This is a genomic window from Arenibacter palladensis, assembly GCF_900129275.1.
Lineage (GTDB): Bacteria > Bacteroidota > Bacteroidia > Flavobacteriales > Flavobacteriaceae > Arenibacter > Arenibacter palladensis.
The window spans coordinates 412469-432908 of sequence record NZ_FQUX01000004.1 but is presented as its reverse complement, the minus strand read 5'-3'; the positions used below and the strand labels follow the sequence as shown (position 1 = coordinate 432908).

The following is a 20440-nucleotide window of genomic DNA, read 5'->3' as shown; positions in this document are numbered from 1 at the left end:
TTAAAAATCTACTGTTAAATTCAATGAAAATATTCTGGATAACGGGTACGCTACATAGTCCTGTCTAAAACCAGTATTGCCAGCGTTAACACTCAATCCTGGATCATTACCGCTGTAATTTGTCCAAGTGTGTAGGTTTTCTCCTATCAGCCTTACATTCATGGCACTTATAAAACTGGTTTCTTTTAGTGGTATATTGTATCCCAAGGTTAGAGATTGTAGCCTAACATACCCGGCGTCTTCGACAGTGCTCGAATTTACACCATTGTTCCCTTGCCCCGTATTATTGAGGAAGGAGGGGTACTTATTTGTCGGGTTGTCTGGAGTCCATCTATTAAGAATAGGTTCTGACAACCTATTTCTTCTAAAATTAATAGGGAAATATGTGGTAGAAAGACTCGTATTGAATAGTTGTACGTCGTGTACTCCAAATACATTTACTGCAAGGCTCAAGTTCTTATAACTAAAAGTATTGGTCAAACCCCAACTAAAACCAGGAATTGAATTTCCAAGGACTTTTCTATCATTAACGGTAATTGCATTGTCACCGTTGACATCATTATATTTCCAATCACCTGGCTGCACACCGGCAGGAGCATCGGTGAAGTCATCACCTTCTTGCCAGACTCCAAGAATTTCATAACCAAAATAGGCATTCATTGTTTCTCCTGGTCTAAGTATACTGGATCCACCTTGAACTTCGATTGGTTCACCCTCTTCGTTTTCTCCAAGACCTAGGTCTAAAACTTTATTTTTTACAGTAGCGAAGTTAAAAGATGTGTTCCATTTAAAATCACCCGTCAAATTAGCCGTTTCCAAAAGTACCTCAAATCCTTTATTTTCCACCTCTCCTATATTGGTCACTACACTGGTAAAACCAGTTTGTGACGGAATTGGCAGATTGTATAACAGATCCGAGGTTAGTCGATTGTAATAATCAGCAGTACCAGATAAACGGCCGTTCCAAATTGACCAATCCAATCCAATATCAAATTGAGTGGTAGTTTCCCACTTTAAGTCAGGATTGGCTATTCTGGTAGGTTGGGCTGTTCCTATTTGCGCACCTCCAGGAATTACAACATTACCCCCACTACTAATTGTAGTCAAAGAAAGGAAATTTCCAATATCTTGGTTCCCGGTCTGCCCATAACTTGCTCTAAATTTCAGCTGGTCGAAAAAATTTGAATTCTTTAAAAACTCTTCGTTATGTAATTTCCAGCCTAAAGCCATTGATGGAAAGTAGCCATACTTATTATTTTCACCGAATCTGGAAGAACCATCAACTCTCAGGGTACCTGTAATCAGGTATTTATCTGAGAAGGAATAGTTGGCCCTACCGATATAAGACAGTAAAGAGTTTTCCACTCTACTTGTAGCTACAGTGTTAAGCAATGGGTCCCCTGATTGTAGATTATCTGTTTCAGTGGCGAGCGATAAAAAATTCTGAGCACCCAAGTTAGCACTTTGGAAGAAAAACTTCTGAGTACTTATACCACCAAGTAGGTTTAATGCATGGCCGTTTCCAAGTTCTTTATTATAATTTAGGGTTGCTTCTGCCAAATAGTTAAAATTGATTCCCGTAAAAACATTACCCTCTCCTCCCAAGGCAAAACCTGCTTGTGTAAAATCATTTAAAAACTGATCTCTTCTTGAGTTTTGATAATCAAAGCCTAAATTTAATTTAGCCGACAAAGCAGGCGTAATAAAATATTCCCCGTAGGTAGAAGCTAACAGTCTAAAGGTGGCATCATCAACTGTTCTTCCTTCTGAAAGAGCTATCGGATTCTCAATATTCATAAATGGTGAAACAAAAAATTCGTTGGTCTCCTCGTTTTCATAGACAGGAACTGTTGGGTCGTAAAAAAAGGCAGAATTAACTGGCCCAGAATCGTTGTTGACCCCTGCGCCAGCACCTACAATATCCTGTAACGTATAAGTTACCGTTGAATTTAGGCCAAATTTAAAATTATCCGACTCCGAGGTAAGGTTCGTACGGAGGCTAAAACGCTCTAATTTAGATCTTTTTACAACTCCTTCTTGACTAAAAAATCCTATAGAGGTGTAATGGGTGTTTTTATCTTTTCCGCCGCTAAAAGATATGTTATGCTCTTGACTTACTGCCGACTTAAAAAGAAGATCCTGCCAAGTGGTACCACCATCAACGATATCTCCAACCCGCTCAGCTTCCGTTGCATTGACTGCCCCAGCATCCAGAAGCGCATTTAAATTGGTTTGGTATTCTTCAGCTGTTAAAATATCTGGAGTGGAAATAATGCTAAACGCACTGGTTTTGCCTTGGTAGCTTACTTTCAACTTCCCCTGCCTACCCGACTTGGTGGTAATCAATATTACTCCGTTTGCCCCTCTTGAACCGTAAATGGCGGTTGCAGAAGCATCCTTGAGAACTTCAATTGATTTAATATCATTTGGATTAATCGTATTTAGAGGGTTTGGTGCAAGACCTATATTTCCTCCAGCTAGGGCACCATCATTAGAAATAGGCAAACCATCTACTACAAATAATGGCGCGTTGCCCGCAGAGATAGATCCAATACCCCTAATTTGAATAGTTGATGAACCCCCGGGCTGGTTACTGTTCTGAAACACCTGAACACCAGCTGCCCTACCTTGTAGTTGTTGCGTAACATTTACAGCCACATTATCGTTCAGATCCTCGGAAGACAACGAGGTAACTGCTCCAGTTAAATCAGATTTTTTAACAGTCCCGTACCCAACTAGAACCACCTCATCCAAACCCGCCGCGCTTTCTTCTAAGGTTACAGAAATTAAAGTCTGTCCATTAAGTGGAATCTCCTTAGTTCCAAAACCAACATAAGAAACTACAAGCAGTGCATTTTCATCTTCGACGGAAATTGAAAAATTTCCATCGAAATCGGCTTGGGTTCCATTGGTAGTACCTTTTTCAAGAATATTGGCACCGGGCAAAGGAGTTCCATTTTCATCGGTAATGGTTCCCGTTATTACTTGCTGATAATTTTTACTTTCACTATAGCTTTGATCCGGTCCTATAGATTTTAAATCAACGGGTTTTAGGTCCACCCTTTTTAGTAAAATTTGCTTGTTATATACTTCATAGGTGATATTTGTTCCTCTAAATAACTTATCTAGAATATCAAAAATCTTTTCCTTATCCGCCTTAATATCTATTTCTCTTTTTACGTCTATTTTCTGTGTGTCAACAAAAAATTTGAACTCGGAAATGGTTTCAATCCGGTTAAGTACCTCACTTAATTGTACATTATTCATATCCAGGGATATCCTGGTTTTTTGGGAATAGGTAGTTGCATTGATTTGCAGCATACATACTAAAACGAATAAGGCCGTTAGCTTCATTTTTAGATCCCACTTTAAGGTGCACATAGAAGAACACCCGATTATCTTCAGTTTTTTCATACTTTTGTTATGGTTATTAATTGGTTACTCTATTTTTGACCAAACCTATAAGTCGGGAAATGTTACGAGCATTTTCCGATTTTTTTTGAGGGTTGGTCCTACTTTACATTTTATCCTTTCTATATCATAGGCAATATTGGTTTTGGTGGTTTATTTTATGATTATTGTATTATCTTTAATTGAATATTCTATGCCGTAAGTTCTATCAAAAATCTCCAGTATCTCTTCTATACTTTCTTCTTCAAAATTGGCACTGAAGGTGTTATTATCCAACGAAGTATCTGTGTTAACAATGGTTACGTTATAACGGCGTTCCAATTGTCTACGGATTTGCTTAAACGGCATATTCCTAAAAATAAGTTTCCCTTGCACCCAAGAGGTATATATGGCAGTATCTACCATATCAGTTTTAAAATTGTGTTGTTCTTTGCTCCATGTTCCCCTTTCACCTGGAACCAGTTTCACCTGTGTAGTTTTAGTGTCGACCGATAAGGAATCGTACAATTGTACACTGCCCGAAACCAGAACAGTATTGTTTTCCATATCTTCACCATAGGCGGAAACATTAAATTCCGTACCCAGTACCCGTACATTAACTGAACCCGAATTCACTATAAAGGGATGTTCCTTATCCTCCGCCACCTTAAAAAAGGCCTCGCCTTTCAAGGATACTTCCCTATTATTCCCAGTTATAAAACTTGTCGGGTATTTTAAAACAGATCCTGCATTAATATATACTATAGTGCCATCGGACAATTCCAATTCAAACTTCTTTCCATAAGGCACGCTTAACTCATTGTAATGTGTTTCTTCTGGCTTATGCACTGCACTATATTTAATTTTATCCCCTGTTTGTACCGCAATTACATTACCTTCAGAATCCAGAATATTCGTACTACCCGTCTCCTTGATGATTTCCAACTTACCATTACCTAAATGCAGATTTACTTCTTCATTCGCTATTGTAATGTTTTCCTGTTCGCTATTGGACCTGGATAAAAAGGTCAACGCCACTCCTAATCCAACTATACCTGTAAAAATTGCAGCATATTTCCATATTGTGCGGATACCTCCAGCTTTAGATTCCTTAACATTAATGGCGCGTAATTTAATTTGTTCCAGAAAGTCTTTATAAGCAACTTCTTGATCTACTTCTAAATATTTCTTGGATAACAGATAATCCACTTCCATAGAATCCGAAAGGCTTTTTTTCACCTCTTCCACGGAATAAGCCTGAATATATTCATACATCTTGGATTCCTCAATTTTTCCCTCCAAGTAGTCCTGAATTAGACTTTCCAACGTATTATTTTTCATTTCTATATTATCAATTACATAAGTATGACCCCAATTTTATTCCAATCCCTACATTTTTTTTGACTTTTTTTTTTATTTCAATAATATTTAACCAATTTTACTTAGATTAACCACCAACTAAGCTTATTCAAATTTTGCATAATAAAGACACTTTTATACTAGAAAGCTTAAAGAATGGAGATGAACGGGCCTATAAAATTCTATATGACAAATATTATACGGATCTGATAGTGTATTGCTATAATTTAACTAAAGATAAGGACCGCGCTGAGGACGTTGTGCAGCAGACCTTAGTGAAAATTTGGATTAAAAGAGATACACTGCAAATTAAATCTTCTTTAAAAAACTATCTATATAGATCTGTCTATAATACATTTTTAAAGGAATACCGAAAAATTAAAAAAGAAGAGCTTGCACTATCAGAGCTTAAAAATACTGTCCTTATGGATTTTGTGGAAAAAGATGAATCTTTTTTGGAAGAGAGAATGAAACTTTTGGAATCGGCAATAGACCAACTTCCTAAAAAAAATAGGGAAGTATTTTTACTTAGCAAGAAATCTGGTTACAAACATAAGGAAATAGCTTTCCAATTGGAAATCTCGGAAAAGGCCGTGGAAAAACATGTTAGTCGTGCTACCCAAAGCATAAAGAAATGGCTCAAAGAGAAAAAAGATAACTTGCTGCTAGTATTCTTGTATTTTAGGACCTAATGTTATCTAAAGAGTGTAATAGCAGGAAAAAAATAACATTTCGGTCTTGTAATCAAAACTAATTGTAAATTGCTTTAAAATTATTATTAACAATAGTGAACACAAAACTGAACACGTTTTGGAACACATTTTTATAAATTAGCATCTGGAAAGCCCTGTAAATAGGGAATTATTAAATTTACAGCAGGAATTCAAAACTCACCGCCACAAGTTTGCCCCTGCGGTGCTCATCATAAATATCGCCCCAATACCCTTTGCCAATGTCTGCCTGGTAGCCGATAATCTTATTATCTTTAATAATGGAACGATATTGGATTCCACTGTTGATCAATCACTTACTTTGGTCTCCGGTAATACCGAAAAGATCAACTGAAAAATAAAATCTTTGATGAGCTTAAATACAGTATGGCTAAAGGAAGCTTAATGGAGGAAGTGAACCACGACGACCCTAAAATTCAAAAGTTAAAATTATAGTTGCCAAATTACCACCCAAGTGCAGGGAGATATTATTACTCAATAAAAGGGATGGATTAAAATATAAGGAAATTGCCTTGAAACTTAATGTTTCTGAAAAAACGGTGGAAAGTCAAATGAGGATAGCATTTAAAAAAATCAGGGGGGAATTTAAAAATGACAAACAGTTTTTTGTTATAATTTTTAACAAGCTTTCTAAGTATATCGATTATTAATGCTTCCATAACACAAAAAAAAGAAAAATAGTTTCCCATTTTTCTTTTACCAACTAAACCAACAATCTGAAATATTTAATGGTTGGCAGACCCTCAAAATATATCACCAGAACCCAAATTGGTGGAACATTTGATAAAAATATCATAACCCATCTCTTTACTTTTACTTTAATCATTTTGGAATTGATTCTGAAAGGCGAAATCTTCAATACAATGTATTACAGCGAATAAAAATGTTTACATGTTTTGTTGTTCTGCAAACAAATATGTAAAGCAAGAGGGTAACACGCTAAAGCGGTGTTACTGACGTTAAAATGTTGATTTTTAGAAAAATATGGGCTTATCAAATATGGGACACTATCCTATTTTTAATGTAAATCTGCTCGAAACCCCTATAACCATTGAACCTTTTAATGTAAATAATATCCTAGTAATATTTACTAGACTTAAATGACTTGGCTCCTAATAGTATATAGAGAATTTTAGTCACAGGGTCAAAACCCTTGAAAGTTTCCATTAAATCTAGATCATTGTGACCCAATCATCTTATTTGGACATATCAGTACCTGCTTGAAATCAATACAGTGTGGAAAACATATTAGTCGTTTACAAACGTTTATTATCGGATATTAGACCAAAATTCTGGTATTGGCATTGTACTCCTGAACATAAGCTCAATGCGCCCTAATTCGATTTTATTTTACGCTTATCCACCAGAACACTATAAAATCGAATTAGGATCCATGCGCAGTTAAGTTATGGTAAGATTTGGGGTCGATCGTTCCTCCCCTTAATCCATTTTCTTTCTCTTTTTTTTCAATAGCACTTTTATATTCTTTTGCCTGAAATCGCTCCAAAAGATTACCTATATCCTCGCTTATTTTTGACTCTACTACTTTAGCATAAATTTGGGTGGTGGTTAATTTTGTATGGCCAAGAAGTTTTGAGACCGTTTCAATAGGTACCCCGTTGGATAGCATTACCGTGGTAGCAAAAGTATGACGTGCCACATGGAAGGTAATGTTCTTATATATTCCACAAGCGCTTGCAATTTCCTTGAGATAGACGTTGACCTTTTGATTGGAACAGATTGGAAGTAAACCATTATGCATAGGGCCATTTTTATACCTTTCCAAAATTTCCCAAGCTTGGGGCAGAATTGGTATCCTTACCAATTCGTTTGTTTTTTCCCGTTTGGTGTATATCCAATTGCGATTGTCAATTCCTCTTGTAATCTTCTCAGAGGTGAGTCCTTTAATGTCAATGTATGAAAGACCTGTATAACAAGAAAATACGAAACAATCCTTAACCTGTTGCAATCTATCCTGTTTGAATTCGATGTCCTCCACTAACTGTAATTCCCTTTCAGTTAGGTATACCCTATCAAATTTATTGAACCTTAATTGAAAGCGGTCGAATGGGTTCTTTTTCATCCATTCCAATTTTACTGCAAGATTCACCATCTTCTTGAACCGTTCCAAATGTTTCATTACCCCATTATTGCCAAGACTCCGTTGTTTCTTGCTGTTCAGACTTCTCCTTAAAAACTGTTCAAAATCCAAAATGAAACCATAATTGAGTTGCTTCAGAAAAATATCACCGCGTTTGAGCTTAGTTTTTAAATATCGCTTTAGGTATTTCTCAGTCGTGTAATAATTCTTCATGGTACCGGGTTTTAAGACATGGACCATGTTCTCATTGTGATATTCGTTAGATCCAATAAACTCTTAGTTACACTATCCTCCCCTAAAAACCGTAATTTTATGGCATTCGAGGATATTATCTTATCTTCCTGGATAAGTTGGTTATGGCATTGCATTAGTTTGCTCCTCACTTGATCCAAATAGGAGTTGAGGATTCGGATTTCCTCGGAATTGCCTTTACCCCTACCTTTGTCCGCGTCCCATTTCACGGTTTCGATATTTCTCTTTAAACTTATTTCTGCTCGTTTGCCCAAAATGGTGATACGAACATAAATGGATAGCAGGTTTTGAATACTTCGCGATTTCCTAGTAAAGAAAATAACAGTAAAAGTCTGATTTGTTCTCATTTGTAAAAACTTTAGTTAAACAATAATTTGTAAAGACGAAAGTCAAATCTTACTCTAAAGTTCTTTCAATTTACTACAATTCCAGTGAACAGTTGCACACCGATTTGCACACCGAATTAGGTGTGCACATTTGATATCATTTGATATCAAATAAAATTGCTAAAAACAAAAAACACTGAAAATCAAATGATTAACAGTGTTTTTGATACTACCTATTTCTAGGTTCGTCGGGATGACAGGATTTGAACCTGCGACCACACGGCCCCCAGCCGTGTACGCTACCGGACTGCGCCACATCCCGAAAATTACTTTTCGCCAAGATACCGTTTGATACCTCTTTTCTTTATCTTTCTTTCCAACTGCACCGCCTCAATTCGATCGATACATGGATAAGTTTTTATCAAAATCCAAGGTCTGCCCTTGGATGTATACTTTTTACCACCATTATTGTGGGTAACAAGCCGTCTTTCAATATTGATCGTCTGACCCACATAATACCTGTCGGTAGTTTCACTGAACAATATGTAAACTACATAATCCATTATTTCAAGCGACCATCACGCCATCGGCGTGATACGCTACCGGTCCGTCCCGCTCCTTTGCGGGAACTGCGCCACATCCCGATACTACAATTTACTCAATACTCTATATTCTTTCTCAGCATCTCCATTTATAAATGAATACTCTGTGGGGCGGCCTGTCCTGAGCGTAGACGAAGGGCCACATCCCGAAAATGAGATTGCAAAAATAGGAAAGATCAAACAATTAAACCCTAAACTTTTGGCAAAAAAATGATTTTTTTTACTCACCCCTTATATTGTGGTCGATCAAAGGATTATTCCCAAATTATTGATAAATTCAATTGAATTTCACTACTAGGCTACGTCATCTCCCAGCTACCTTTTTCATAGTGTTGGTCATTTGAAAAATAAACACTAATTTGAAATTTTTATACAAATACCTATCAATCCAAAATAAACTTAGTAAAATCCGACTATGAAGCTTAAACGATTAATCCATTGCCTGTTCTTAACCCTTACCACCTTTGGCTTTAGCCAATCCGCAGATGAAAAATTAATAAGATTGCAATACAAGGACACCACCACTACCAAGGATCTGGCAGTGGGACTTTGGGCCAACCCCTTACCCATGGATTATGATCAGGACGGGGATCTGGATTTGGTTATTTCATGTACCGATGTCCCTTTTAATGGTACCTTTTTATTCAAAAACGGCTCCAAAGACCAAAACGGAAATCCCATATTTGATGCTCCGGTCAAAATTGGTGACGGTATGCGGAATGTGGCCATTTCCTATGTAGATGGCGAACCCAGGGTATTGGGAGTGGGTTTGGAATATGACAATTTTAGAAGATATGGTTACACCCGCCCCGTAGGCCTTTATCAGGCATCAGAACTGCTGGATTTATATAAGGAACGTTTTAGCGACTGGAAATATGTTGATTATGACAATGACGGGGATATGGATCTTATTGTAGGCATCGATGACTGGAGCGAATATGGATGGGACAACGCCTTTAATGAAAAAGGGGAATGGACCAATGGGGACCTTCGCGGATACCTTTATTTATTGACCAATGACAATGGTAAATACAGAAATGATGGGAAAATTCTAGCTGGTGATAAACCTATCGATGTATATGGCAATACTACGCCCAATATAGCCGATTTTGATGGTGATGGGGATCTGGATATCATATGTGGCGAATTCGTAGACCGATTCACCTATTTTGAAAACACCGGTAGTCGTGAAAATCCTACCTACGCCAAAGGAAGGTTTTTGGTGAATGCCTCTGGCATCCTCGAAATGGATTTGGAAATGATGAGGCCCGTGGCCCTCGATTGGAACAATGACAATAAAATTGACCTAGTAGTAGGCGACGAAGACGGCAGGGTAGTTTTTATTGAGAATACAGGAACTGTAAAGGATAATATGCCCATTTTTATGTCGCCTATTTATATCCAGCAAAAAAGTCAAAATCTAAAATTTGGAGCCTTGGTCACTCCTTTCAGCGTGGATTGGGACGATGACGGGGACGAAGATTTAATATGTGGAAATTCGGCAGGTTATATTGGTTTTATAGAGAATTTGGACGGGAGCGAAACTCCTGATTTTAAGGAACCCGTTTATTTGGAAGCAGACGGGAAAATCATTAGGATCATGGCAGGCGAAAGTGGTTCCATCCAAGGTCCGGCCGAACGTAAATGGGGATATACCACCCTTACTGTTGCCGATTGGGACGGTGATGGCCTGAAGGATATTGTTTTAAACTCCATTTTTGGCAAAGTGGAATGGTATAGAAACATTGGCACAAAAACTGCACCCAAATTAACTAAAATGGGAGGTGTTAAGGTAGCCTGGGATAAAAGTGGAATCCCTAAACCAAAATGGAACTGGTGGAATCCGGAAAAAGACGAATTGGCCACCCAATGGAGAACAACACCTTACGCTATAGATTGGAACAAGGACGGACTAATGGATTTGGTAATGTTGGATCACGAAGGTTATTTGGCCTTTTTTGAAAGGTTCAAAAAGAGAGGCAGACTCTATCTAAAACCAGGGCAACGCATCTTCAAAAATGCGGATGGCAGCATTGGCAACGATTTGCTGCGTCTAACGGAGCGGGAAGCAGGTGGTAGCGGGCGAAGAAAAATTGAATTCACGGATTGGGACGGGGACGGGGACCTAGATCTGTTGGCCAATAGTGAGAATATTGAATGGTACGAAAACGTAGGGGAAACCAATGGAAATACCATCTTTAAGAAAAGGGGCAACCTAGTCAATACCAAATTGGCCGGTCATACAACCAGTCCAACCGTAGTGGATTGGGATAAGGATGGTAAACCAAACTTATTGATCGGGGCTGAAGATGGACATTTTTATTATTTAAAGAATTGAGGCCAATTTTAATGTCAAGGGAAAATGGTGACTGTAGTTTTTTTTATTTCTTTAGCTTAATTTGTAGTCATGACCAGTTAATCTAACCGCAAACCAAAACCGAATGGGACGTTTTCTTCTTTCCTTGTCACTACTGTTGATTCTATTGATGGCCTGTAATAATAAAACCGCTACAGGGAATACTTCACTTTTCAACGGGAAAACATTTTCTGGTTGGGAGGGGGATACCCTATCTACATGGCGGATTATAAATGAAACCATCATTGGAGGTTCTCTGGACGAAACCGTGCCTCATAATGATTTCCTCTGCACCAAGCGCTCCTATACCAATTTCATCCTTAAATTAAAGATAAAATTAACCGGCCACGAAGGATTTATCAATTCGGGTATTCAATTCAGAAGCAAAAGGTTATCAGATCCCCCCTATGAAATGACCGGCTACCAAGCCGATTGGGGAAATTACTATTGGGCTAGCCTATATGATGAGTCCAGAAGAAATAAAACCCTGATGGCCCCGGACTCCTTAGAAGTCCTTGGTTGGATAAACGTAAACGACTGGAACGATTATGAGATTAGGACCGAAGATCGAAGAATACGGCTATATATCAACGGGCATAAAACGGTAGACTATATAGAAAAGGACCTGGACATACCTCAGGAGGGTCTTATAGGCCTGCAAATTCATGGTGATGGAAAAGCCCTTGTTGCCTTTAAGGATATTTTTATTGAAGAATTAGAGTAAAAACATAATAACCAAACCAACATTACCAACTAAACCAACCAAAACTTTTACCTCATGACCAATTTTCATTTACTACCCCGAACCTATATTGTTCCAATACTATTATTCGTTTTAGTAGGCTGCGGAACAAAGTCAAAAAAGGAAGAAACAGCAGATACGGTTCCGGAAACTACTATCGTAGACCGAGATTACTATCTGGAAGCTACCATGTTGGGGTATTTTGCCAAAGATGGAACTCGAAATCCAACATTAAGGGCAAATAAAGGAGACCGTGTAAACATTACCATTACCAATGGTGAAACCATGACCCACGATATAGCCATGGAAAAATTGGGAATAAAAAGTGGTACTCTGTTGGAAAAAGGTTCAAGTACTAGTATAAGCTTTATTGCCCAATATTCCGACACCTATTTTTGTACGGTGCCTGGCCATAGGGCAGCAGGTATGGTGGGTAATTTTGAGGTCGTTGAAGGCGATATATCTGGAAACATCATAACCGGGGTCATACCCAGCAAAAATGGAAAACCACTCAATTTAGGATTTGAAGCCGGTTCCCTGCAGGATTGGAAAGCTACGGGAGACGCATTTAAGAGCCCGTTCTACAACAAGGACCCATCGCCAGTGCACGAAGCCGATGCACTAATTTCCTTTGATGGCGACTATTTCCTAAGTAGTGGTGGTAACACGAACTACAAACTTACAGGTACACTGAGTTCTGTTCCCTTTAAGGTCACCCACCCATATGCCTCCTTTAAGGTGTCCGGTGGTGCCTTGGCAGATACACGTGTGGAGTTGGTGCTCAATAAAACACAGGAAGTCATTTTCAGCTCTACGGGACAAGGCAGGGCAACCCTTCAACCTGTGGTAGCCAATCTATCCCCCTATTTAAAACAAGAAATATATATCCGAATTATCGACCATGAAACCGGTATTTCACAAATACCCTATATCAAGGATGACAAATGGGCCCATATTAATTTTGATGATTTCCGGTTCTACCCTACCCGACCTTACTTTCCCAATGAACTAAATCAAAGCGATATCATTGTCCTCCCACCATTGGACCCCATTTTAAATTGTGGGCTCTCCGGCTTGGAGGCTGCAAAGGCCATGACATTGCCCAAAGACTTTACTATTACATTGGCAGCCTCTGAACCAGAGGTGGTACGGCCAATAAGCTTCACTATAGACCCCAAGGGCCGCATATGGGTCGTTGAGGGACACACCTATCCTACCCCTGCCCCTGAAGGCCAAGGAAAAGATCGTATTCTGATTTTTGAAGATACCAACGGCGATGGAAGATTGGACAAAAGAAAAGTTTTCACAGAAGGCCTTAATTTGGTTAGCGGAATAGAAGTGGGCATGGGAGGTGTATGGTTAGGCGCAGCCCCGTATCTGCTATATATTCCAATTGATGCAGATAAGGATAAGCCTTCAGGACCCCCACAAAAATTATTGGATGGTTGGGGATTGGACGATACACATGAGGTTTTAAATAATCTGCGTTGGGGCCCCGATGGATGGTTATACGGAGTACAGGGAGTTTTTACCCATTCCAATGTAGGTAAGCCAGGTGCTACCGATAAGCAAAGGACAAAAATCAACGCCGGAGTATGGCGCTATCACCCAACGAGGCATAAGTTTGAAGTGTTTGCCGAAGGCAGCAGCAATCCTTGGGGCATCGATTTTAATGATTACGGACATCCATTTATCACCGTCTGTGTAATACCACATCTCTATCACGTAATTCAAGGGGCACGCTACCAAAGACAGGCAGGGAATCATTTTAATCCATATACCTATGATGATATTAAAACTATAGGGGACCATGTACATTGGCTCGGCGATCGCGGTCCACATGCCGGTAATTTTAGATCAGCGGCAGCTGGTGGTGGCCATGCCCATGCAGGCGCCATGATTTATTTGGGAGGAAATACCTGGCCCAAAAAATATCACAATACCATTTTTATGAATAATATTAATGGTTCCAAGCTAAACAATGACCAACTTACCAGATCAGGTTCTGGATATATTGGTTCCCATAATCAGGATTTTTTGGCCATGAACGATTCTTGGTCGCAATGGCTCAACTTTAAATACGATCCCAGTGGATCGGTATTCGCTATTGATTGGTATGATCAGAACCAATGCCACAGTTCCAACCCGGACGTTCATGACAAAACCTTGGGACGCATCTTTAAGATTAGCCATGAAAATGATCAATGGGTTCGGGTCGATTTAACCCAAGCATCGGAATTGGAATTGGTAAATTATCAATTACACCCCAACGAATTTTATGTGAGGCAGGCCAGGACCATTTTACAGGAGCGGGGCGGAAACTTTGAAGTACACACCGCCCTTAAAGATATTCTAGCCACTAATCCGGACATAACTAGAAAGTTAAGAGCGCTATGGACCTTACACGTTACCCAGGGGCTTAATGAAAAGGAGCTAAACGATTTATTGGGTCACAACAATGAATATCTTAGAAGTTGGGCCATACAATTACTTTGCGAGGATAAGACAATCTCTTCAACCACTCTTGAGAAGTTTGTCAACATGGCCAAAACAGACCCATCACCTTTGGTAAGGCTTTACCTCGCTTCAGGAATGCTTCGTCTGTCTCCCATAGATAGATGGGACGTGTTGGAAGCACTGGTTCAAAAATCGGAGGATTTAGCGGACCACAATCTCCCCTTAATGTTATGGTACGCCACCGAACCCTTGATTCCCCTGGACCCTGAGCGTTCCCTAGAATTGGCGGAAAAAGCACAGATTCCGAATATTTTAACCTATACGCTTCAAAGGATCGCAGCATTAAAAACAGTAGCCTCCAAGAAATTATTACAGAAATTCAGTGACCAATTACAAGCTAGGCCATCCGAGGAAAATAAACCACAAATAGCACTAATTGAAACGCTTTTAAGCGAACAATAAGCAACCAATGGCATCCAAAGAACCCCTAATTTATAATAATAAATAATGGGAATGGAAATTAATGTTACTTGTAGACAAGTCCCCTGTTGACTTTGGATATACTTCAGTACGATTATTTCAACTTTTACCGAAGGCAAAACCTCAGAAAATTATTAAAATAAATCCTTAAATGGTTTTTTATTTCCAAAAACGCAGCAGTAGCAGACCTATACCAGGCCGGGTTAATGCATATTATTATGGAGAAAAAATTGGAGGTTTCAGATCTTGAGGACCAGATTTGGCATCCACTTACAGCCAAACTTAGTTTTAATAAATACTTAAAAGTAAAAGCCCGATACAGTAACCGTATCGGGCTTTTGAGGTAACAAAATTAAAACTAACTCAATTCCTTAATTAACGTCCCAGAATATTTTGGTGGTCAAATTATCCTCACCGCTAACAGTATTATAATTATCAGTGTTGTAAACACGCTCACTATTGGGATAGATCCAACGGCTAGGTGGTAATGTTTGTTCGTTGGCATTATCTACCTGGAATGAAAATTCAGGTAAATTCAACCTTCTTTGTTCCGCCCAGCTATCTGGCAATTGAAGCACACTAAAGTGTATCCATTTTTGGGTTGCGATCAAGGACAATTTCTCATCATCCGTAGTGGCATTGTCCCAATTTACATCTGCACTGTCAATATAAGCCTGAATTTCAGTGTCATTGGTAGGTACAAGATCTATTGCAGTACCATCGGCACTCAAATCACGAAGATCATAGTAGAATTCCGTTGATTTTTCAATAGCATCCTCATAACTAGCTTGAGCCATGGCATCATTGCTGGCATTCAAATAATATTCAGCTTTAAGTAGACTTACTTCGGCAGCTGTAAACAAAAGTCCAGGGAAATACTCGTTTCTACTTAAAGTAGAACGGTTGTATCTTGACAAGGTACCAGTAGCTACTAAAGATGTTTGGTCATTTTCGTCAAGCAATGGGTCCAAACCTAAATACGCACCACCAGCGTTTTCACCTGGCTCGTACATAGCTCTAATTCTAGGATCGGTATTGTCCAACATATGATCTATCATGGCCTTACCTGCCAAGTTACCATCCCAGTCTTCCAATCCACTTCTGAAACCTTTGGAGTTTATTGGAGTATCCAAACTAACAACATCGATCTGAATATTTTCGGAATTTGCCTCAACTAAAGGATACTGTCCTGGATTGGCCAAGATGGTAGCAATTTCTGATTGCGCTCTGGATTGAAATTCAGAAACACCGGAAACTCTGGTCAACATTCTCAACCTTAAGGAATTACAGTACTTTTTCCAAACACTTAAATCACCTCCGTTAACAAAATCCTGGGTCTTAAACCCTACCATGATTCCTGCACTAACATTGATACTGTTCAATTCATCAGAAAAGGCTTTTAAACCATCCAACATAGTAGTATAGATACTTTCTGCAGTATCATATGTAGGTAATGAATTTAAATAATCCCCTCCATTTTGGCTTAAGCGTCCCGCTTCCGAAAATGGAATATCACCATGTAGGTCAACTACCCTTTGGGTATGATCATAAAGGTAAATTGTAGCCGTAAGCATATAGACCCTTAAATCTGCTTGATCCTCTGGAGAAAGGTTATTGTAAATCTTCTCCAATTCCCTGTATTGGGCCAAGAAATCATAGTAATTACCCCAACGACCTCCAATTCCGGCTTCACCGGGAACATATTGGTTGGAAGTATTTACCCAACCTACTGCCTGGGTGTAACGTGTTAAAGTAGTTCTAAGCACTACGAAATAGTTCCAGTAGGCAGGAAGTACATACTCCCTATTGGCAACCAACATTCCAGCAAATTGCTTCTCTACTGTTGCTGTCGATACCTTTGAAGGGTTTGCGTAATTCTCGCTAAAATCTGCCTCAGTACAACCGCTGATGGCCGTGGCCATAACAATACCGAGTATTATCGATAATTTTTTCATGAAATATCTTTTTATATAATTCTTATTTATATTATTATAAACTAGCTCTTACCATTAGACCGAAAGAACGAGTTGAAGGGTTGGTACCAACATTATTAACATTTTGGAACCATCTAGAACCTGCTGTAGTCTGTTCCCCATCCATATCTTTGATTGTTCTATATATATAGAACAAGTTTCTACCGAATACAGAGAACTGCAATTTACTAAGACCTATCCTATCAATTACTTTTCTTGGCATTTTATAGCCAATGGACAACTCTCTCATCTTAAAGTAGGTATTCTCTTTAATGTATAGTTCATAACGGGTATTTGGACTATATTGAGGTCCACCCCAGTTGTAAACAGTCCAGTAGTAATCCGCAGCAGAAGCTATTTGGTCGTTAGGCTGACCATCATTGGTAACCCCGTCCAATAAAATACCATCATGATAAACTACTTCTCCTCCAGGACCTGCAGTAGCTCCAGGAGTTGTCTGAATTCTGGTACCACTGGCATCCTCATAATAGCTAAGTCCACCATGTTCTGTATCCATATAGTTTAAACTCTCTTCGGTAAGACCACGGCTGGTCATCCAGTTAAGTGCAGTTGGCATTACATGCCCACCTATACGGAAATCCACAAGCGCATCCAAGGTAATGTTCTTATAGCTAAAGGAGTTCATAACACCACCAGTCCATTTTGGCATGGCGTTACCGAATTTTTCCATATTATCGGCATCCACTTTGTACAATCCATTGGGATCCACAATTTTTCTTCCCTGTGCATCTGTGGCTACTGGGTGGGCATAAAGATCACCCATTGGTTGACCTACCAACGACTTCAATTGAGCAGCATTTCCATCATAATCTGCATGCAATAATTCATCAAGTCCAGGGGCCAGTTTCTCAACCTTGTTGTTGTTCTTGGCAAAGTTTACGATTGCATCCCACCTAAAAGAGCCTGTATCTATGGGTGTACCGGTCACCGCAAATTCATATCCTTGGTTTCTAAGCGTACCTATATTGGTAAGCACAGAACTTGCTCCAGAACTATTTGGAAGTGTCAATGGCAAGATCTGATCTACAATTTGTGCATTGTAATATGAGGCATCAAGACCTAACCTACCCTGGAAAAATTTAAGTTCCATACCAAATTCATACTCATGCTTCTCTTCCGGTCTAATTCCGTCATTACCAAAACTGGAAGGAATAGTAGTATAAAGCACTGGGTTACCGCCTTGAGAACCTAAAGTATTCTGGTTATAGGCGATGTTTGCTCCATAGATATCAGGGTAATTACCCACGATACCCCAAGATCCACGAACTTTAAAATAATTCATAAAGAGAGGCAAGTCAAATGCCTCTGAAAGCACAAAACTGGAGTTTACTGAAGGATAAACAAAACTATTGTTGTTTGGGTTCATAGTAGAGGTCTTATCCCTACGTACGGTACCTTCTACAAAAAAGTATCCCTTATAATCAAGGTTGGCAGTAGCTAAAAATGCATCTTTTACGATAGAGTTACGGCTGCTACTGGAATTAGGAGTGTTTACAGAAGCAGATATGTCAAACCAGTTTTCAACACTCAATCCTCCATTGGTTGATCTGCCTAGGTGAGATTCAGATTGTTTGGTAGCGTTGTAACCCGCCATCATCGCCAGGGTTAAGTCGGTTGTAATTGGAGTTTCATATCTTAACAATAATTCTCCGTACAATGAATTATAACTATCGTTGTTCATACTAAATCCTCCAGAATTACCAAAAGCCAAAGGTATTGTTGTAGTACTACTACCTTCTGAATTTCTGTTGGTGAAATCCGTAGAAATCCTACCTCTTAAATTAAGACCGGTAGCTATATCCCAATTATTGGTAATAGTTCCTATGATCCTATTGCTTTGCTCTTCCAAACGATTCTCCTTTACGCTCCATACGAAGTTTGCGATATCTCCCTTAAATCCAGGATAAATAATGTTTTCTTCAGGAGTTAAACTTTGGTTTGTTCCAGTAACATAACGATAGCCTTTGCTAGTTTTGTAATTGGCCAAATACCAATCGGCACTATCCCAAGGGGACATCATCCCAGTAAAGTTATTCATCAATCGATCCACAGAATAAGGTCTGTTGTATACGGACTGATTCACATAGTTTACAATTACGTCCGTAGACATATTATCTGCCCATTTAAAGGTGGCATTTAAATTGAATACATTCTTTTCTTCCTCAGCACCAATACTGATACCTTGGTTATCCTGACGGGTATATGAAAATCTTAAATTGGAGTTATCGGTAACATTCGTAATGGACATGTTAACACTTGTATTGTGCGCAGTGTTGAACAAACCACCATAGCGGTCATCCTGAGCCTCATAAGGTCTTACAACCCCATCCCAACCAATAGTTGGCTGACCGTCAAATTTTGGTCCAAAGTTGATACTATACCCCAATACACCTCTAGTTTCCGCTATACCATCACCATCCGTATCATGATATATAAAACCGTCGGCATCCTGTCCACCATCAGAAACGTTCAAAGGAGCACCTGGTCCCCTCACCGTTTGGTATCTTGGAAGATAAGCCACTTTGTCAAAGCTATAGGATGAACTCATATCCACTGACATTCCTTTCTTCTTGTTCTTACCACTTTTGGTAGTGATCAAAACCACACCATTTACCGCTTCAGAACCATATAGTGCAGCAGCAGATGCTCCTTTAAGAATGGAAATGTTATCTATATCCTCAGGGTTAATATCCAATAGACCATTACCTCTGAGGCGTTGGTCTCCCCAATAGTTATTATTGGAAACTTCACCATCCCTAATAGGCACACCATCCATAATAATCAATGGCTGACTCCTACCTGTAATGGAAGCGAAACCCCTTATAGTAATGTTGGAGGCACTGGTAGATCCACCAGGAGTAGTATTTATACTAACCCCAGGAGCTTTCCCATACAATGCAGTTGCAAAGTTAGGTGTTGCTGTTTCGGTCAAAGCTTCTGCGCTAATAGTTGCAGTAGCATAACCAAGGGCCTTCTTTTCCCTGGTAATACCCAAACCTGTCACAACAACTTCCCCTAATTGTTCCGCATCCTCTTCAAGAACAACTTTAATCGTAGTCTGTGCTCCCACTGCTATTTCCTTTTTGGTAAATCCCAAAGAAGAAAAAACCAATGTAGCATTGTTCCCTACATTTAATGAGTAATTACCATCAAAATCTGTGGAAGTACCATTGGATGTACCTTTCTCCACAACATTGACACCTGGTAGCGGGGTGCCCAAATCATCGGATACTGTACCGGTAACCGTTTTGTTCTGCGCCGTCATTCCCTGTACAACGAGAAATGAGGCCAGCAATAAATAGTAATGAAATTTTTTAATCATACTAATAATTTTTAGTTAGTTAATTAGATGTTAAGGGAGTTACCCTTATGTTAAATAATTACTAAATTTTGATTTTCCAGTCTAGGTGGAGAAATTAATTCGACTAATGACAATTGCCGAAAGCCTAATGACGTATTATCGAAAACGTTTTAGTAGAGAAACTGAACGATAATTTGATTTTTAGGTAAAAAAACACCCTGATAGTTATGAATACTATCAGGGTGACAGGGCAAATTATGATTAGTTTATGATAAAATATGTTAATTACAAGAGGAACAAAATGCTGTTCTATTTAGGCCGTTTGTCTTTTATGAAAGGCATTCCTTTA

General features: G+C 39.0%; 13 protein-coding genes and 1 tRNA gene. 5 read left to right on the top strand and 9 right to left on the bottom strand.

All coding sequences use genetic code 11. The annotated features are described in order from the left end of the window. Both BUA60_RS14115 and BUA60_RS14110 read right to left on the bottom strand, forming a co-directional pair. Positions 1–3414, bottom strand: coding sequence for a TonB-dependent receptor (locus tag BUA60_RS14115; protein WP_084532604.1), 3414 nt, complete (start codon positions 3412–3414; stop codon positions 1–3). A 150-nt stretch (positions 3415–3564) separates the two neighbouring features. After that, entirely contained in the window at positions 3565–4731 is a 1167-nt protein-coding gene (locus BUA60_RS14110) for a FecR family protein (RefSeq protein WP_072862684.1), read from the bottom strand. A 134-nt stretch (positions 4732–4865) separates the two neighbouring features. On the opposite strand from BUA60_RS14110, the gene BUA60_RS14105 reads away from it, so the two are divergent. Continuing rightward, a complete protein-coding gene (locus BUA60_RS14105) occupies positions 4866–5441 on the top strand; it encodes an RNA polymerase sigma factor (RefSeq protein WP_178347000.1) in 576 nt (191 codons plus the stop codon). Positions 5442–5619: 178 nt separating this feature from the next. On the opposite strand, the gene BUA60_RS23200 is transcribed toward BUA60_RS14105, so the two are convergent. After that, on the bottom strand, positions 5620–5772 hold the full coding sequence (locus BUA60_RS23200; RefSeq protein ID WP_218587926.1) for a hypothetical protein: 153 nt from the start codon (positions 5770–5772) through the stop codon (positions 5620–5622). Between the two features lie 136 nt (positions 5773–5908). Between BUA60_RS23200 and BUA60_RS14100 the strand changes: the two genes are divergently transcribed. Further along, entirely contained in the window at positions 5909–6130 is a 222-nt protein-coding gene (locus BUA60_RS14100; protein WP_084532603.1) for an RNA polymerase sigma factor, read from the top strand. A gap of 734 nt (positions 6131–6864) precedes the next feature. Here BUA60_RS14100 and BUA60_RS23450 read toward each other — a convergent pair. The 4 genes from BUA60_RS23450 to BUA60_RS14080 form a co-directional block, all read right to left on the bottom strand. Next, positions 6865–7794, bottom strand: coding sequence for a site-specific integrase (locus BUA60_RS23450; RefSeq protein WP_317043205.1), 930 nt, complete (start codon positions 7792–7794; stop codon positions 6865–6867). A gap of 11 nt (positions 7795–7805) precedes the next feature. Next, positions 7806–8180, bottom strand: a complete 375-nt coding sequence (locus BUA60_RS23445; RefSeq protein ID WP_072862678.1) for an Arm DNA-binding domain-containing protein — start codon at positions 8178–8180, stop codon at positions 7806–7808. A 227-nt stretch (positions 8181–8407) separates the two neighbouring features. Then, positions 8408–8481 (bottom strand) — tRNA-Pro (locus BUA60_RS14085). A 4-nt stretch (positions 8482–8485) separates the two neighbouring features. After that, a complete protein-coding gene (locus tag BUA60_RS14080; RefSeq protein ID WP_072862676.1) occupies positions 8486–8722 on the bottom strand; it encodes a GIY-YIG nuclease family protein in 237 nt (78 codons plus the stop codon). Positions 8723–9176: 454 nt separating this feature from the next. On the opposite strand from BUA60_RS14080, the gene BUA60_RS14075 reads away from it, so the two are divergent. The 3 genes from BUA60_RS14075 to BUA60_RS14065 all read left to right on the top strand — a co-directional run bounded on the left by BUA60_RS14075 (position 9177) and on the right by BUA60_RS14065 (position 14778). Further along, positions 9177–11099, top strand: coding sequence for an FG-GAP repeat domain-containing protein (locus tag BUA60_RS14075; protein WP_072862674.1), 1923 nt, complete (start codon positions 9177–9179; stop codon positions 11097–11099). Between the two features lie 103 nt (positions 11100–11202). Continuing rightward, positions 11203–11841: a 3-keto-disaccharide hydrolase gene (locus BUA60_RS14070; RefSeq protein WP_072862672.1), complete on the top strand. Its 639-nt coding sequence runs from the start codon at positions 11203–11205 to the stop codon at positions 11839–11841. 54 nt (positions 11842–11895) lie between these two features. After that, the gene (locus tag BUA60_RS14065) at positions 11896–14778 is read left to right on the top strand and encodes a PVC-type heme-binding CxxCH protein (protein ID WP_072862670.1); all 2883 of its coding nucleotides are present in this window, start codon (positions 11896–11898) and stop codon (positions 14776–14778) included. 389 nt (positions 14779–15167) lie between these two features. On the opposite strand, the gene BUA60_RS14060 is transcribed toward BUA60_RS14065, so the two are convergent. Together BUA60_RS14060 and BUA60_RS14055 are read right to left on the bottom strand one after the other, a co-directional pair. Continuing rightward, positions 15168–16751, bottom strand: coding sequence for a SusD/RagB family nutrient-binding outer membrane lipoprotein (locus BUA60_RS14060; RefSeq protein ID WP_072862667.1), 1584 nt, complete (start codon positions 16749–16751; stop codon positions 15168–15170). A 34-nt stretch (positions 16752–16785) separates the two neighbouring features. Next, the gene (locus tag BUA60_RS14055) at positions 16786–20112 is read right to left on the bottom strand and encodes a SusC/RagA family TonB-linked outer membrane protein (RefSeq protein WP_072862665.1); all 3327 of its coding nucleotides are present in this window, start codon (positions 20110–20112) and stop codon (positions 16786–16788) included. Positions 20113–20440 lie beyond the last annotated feature (328 nt).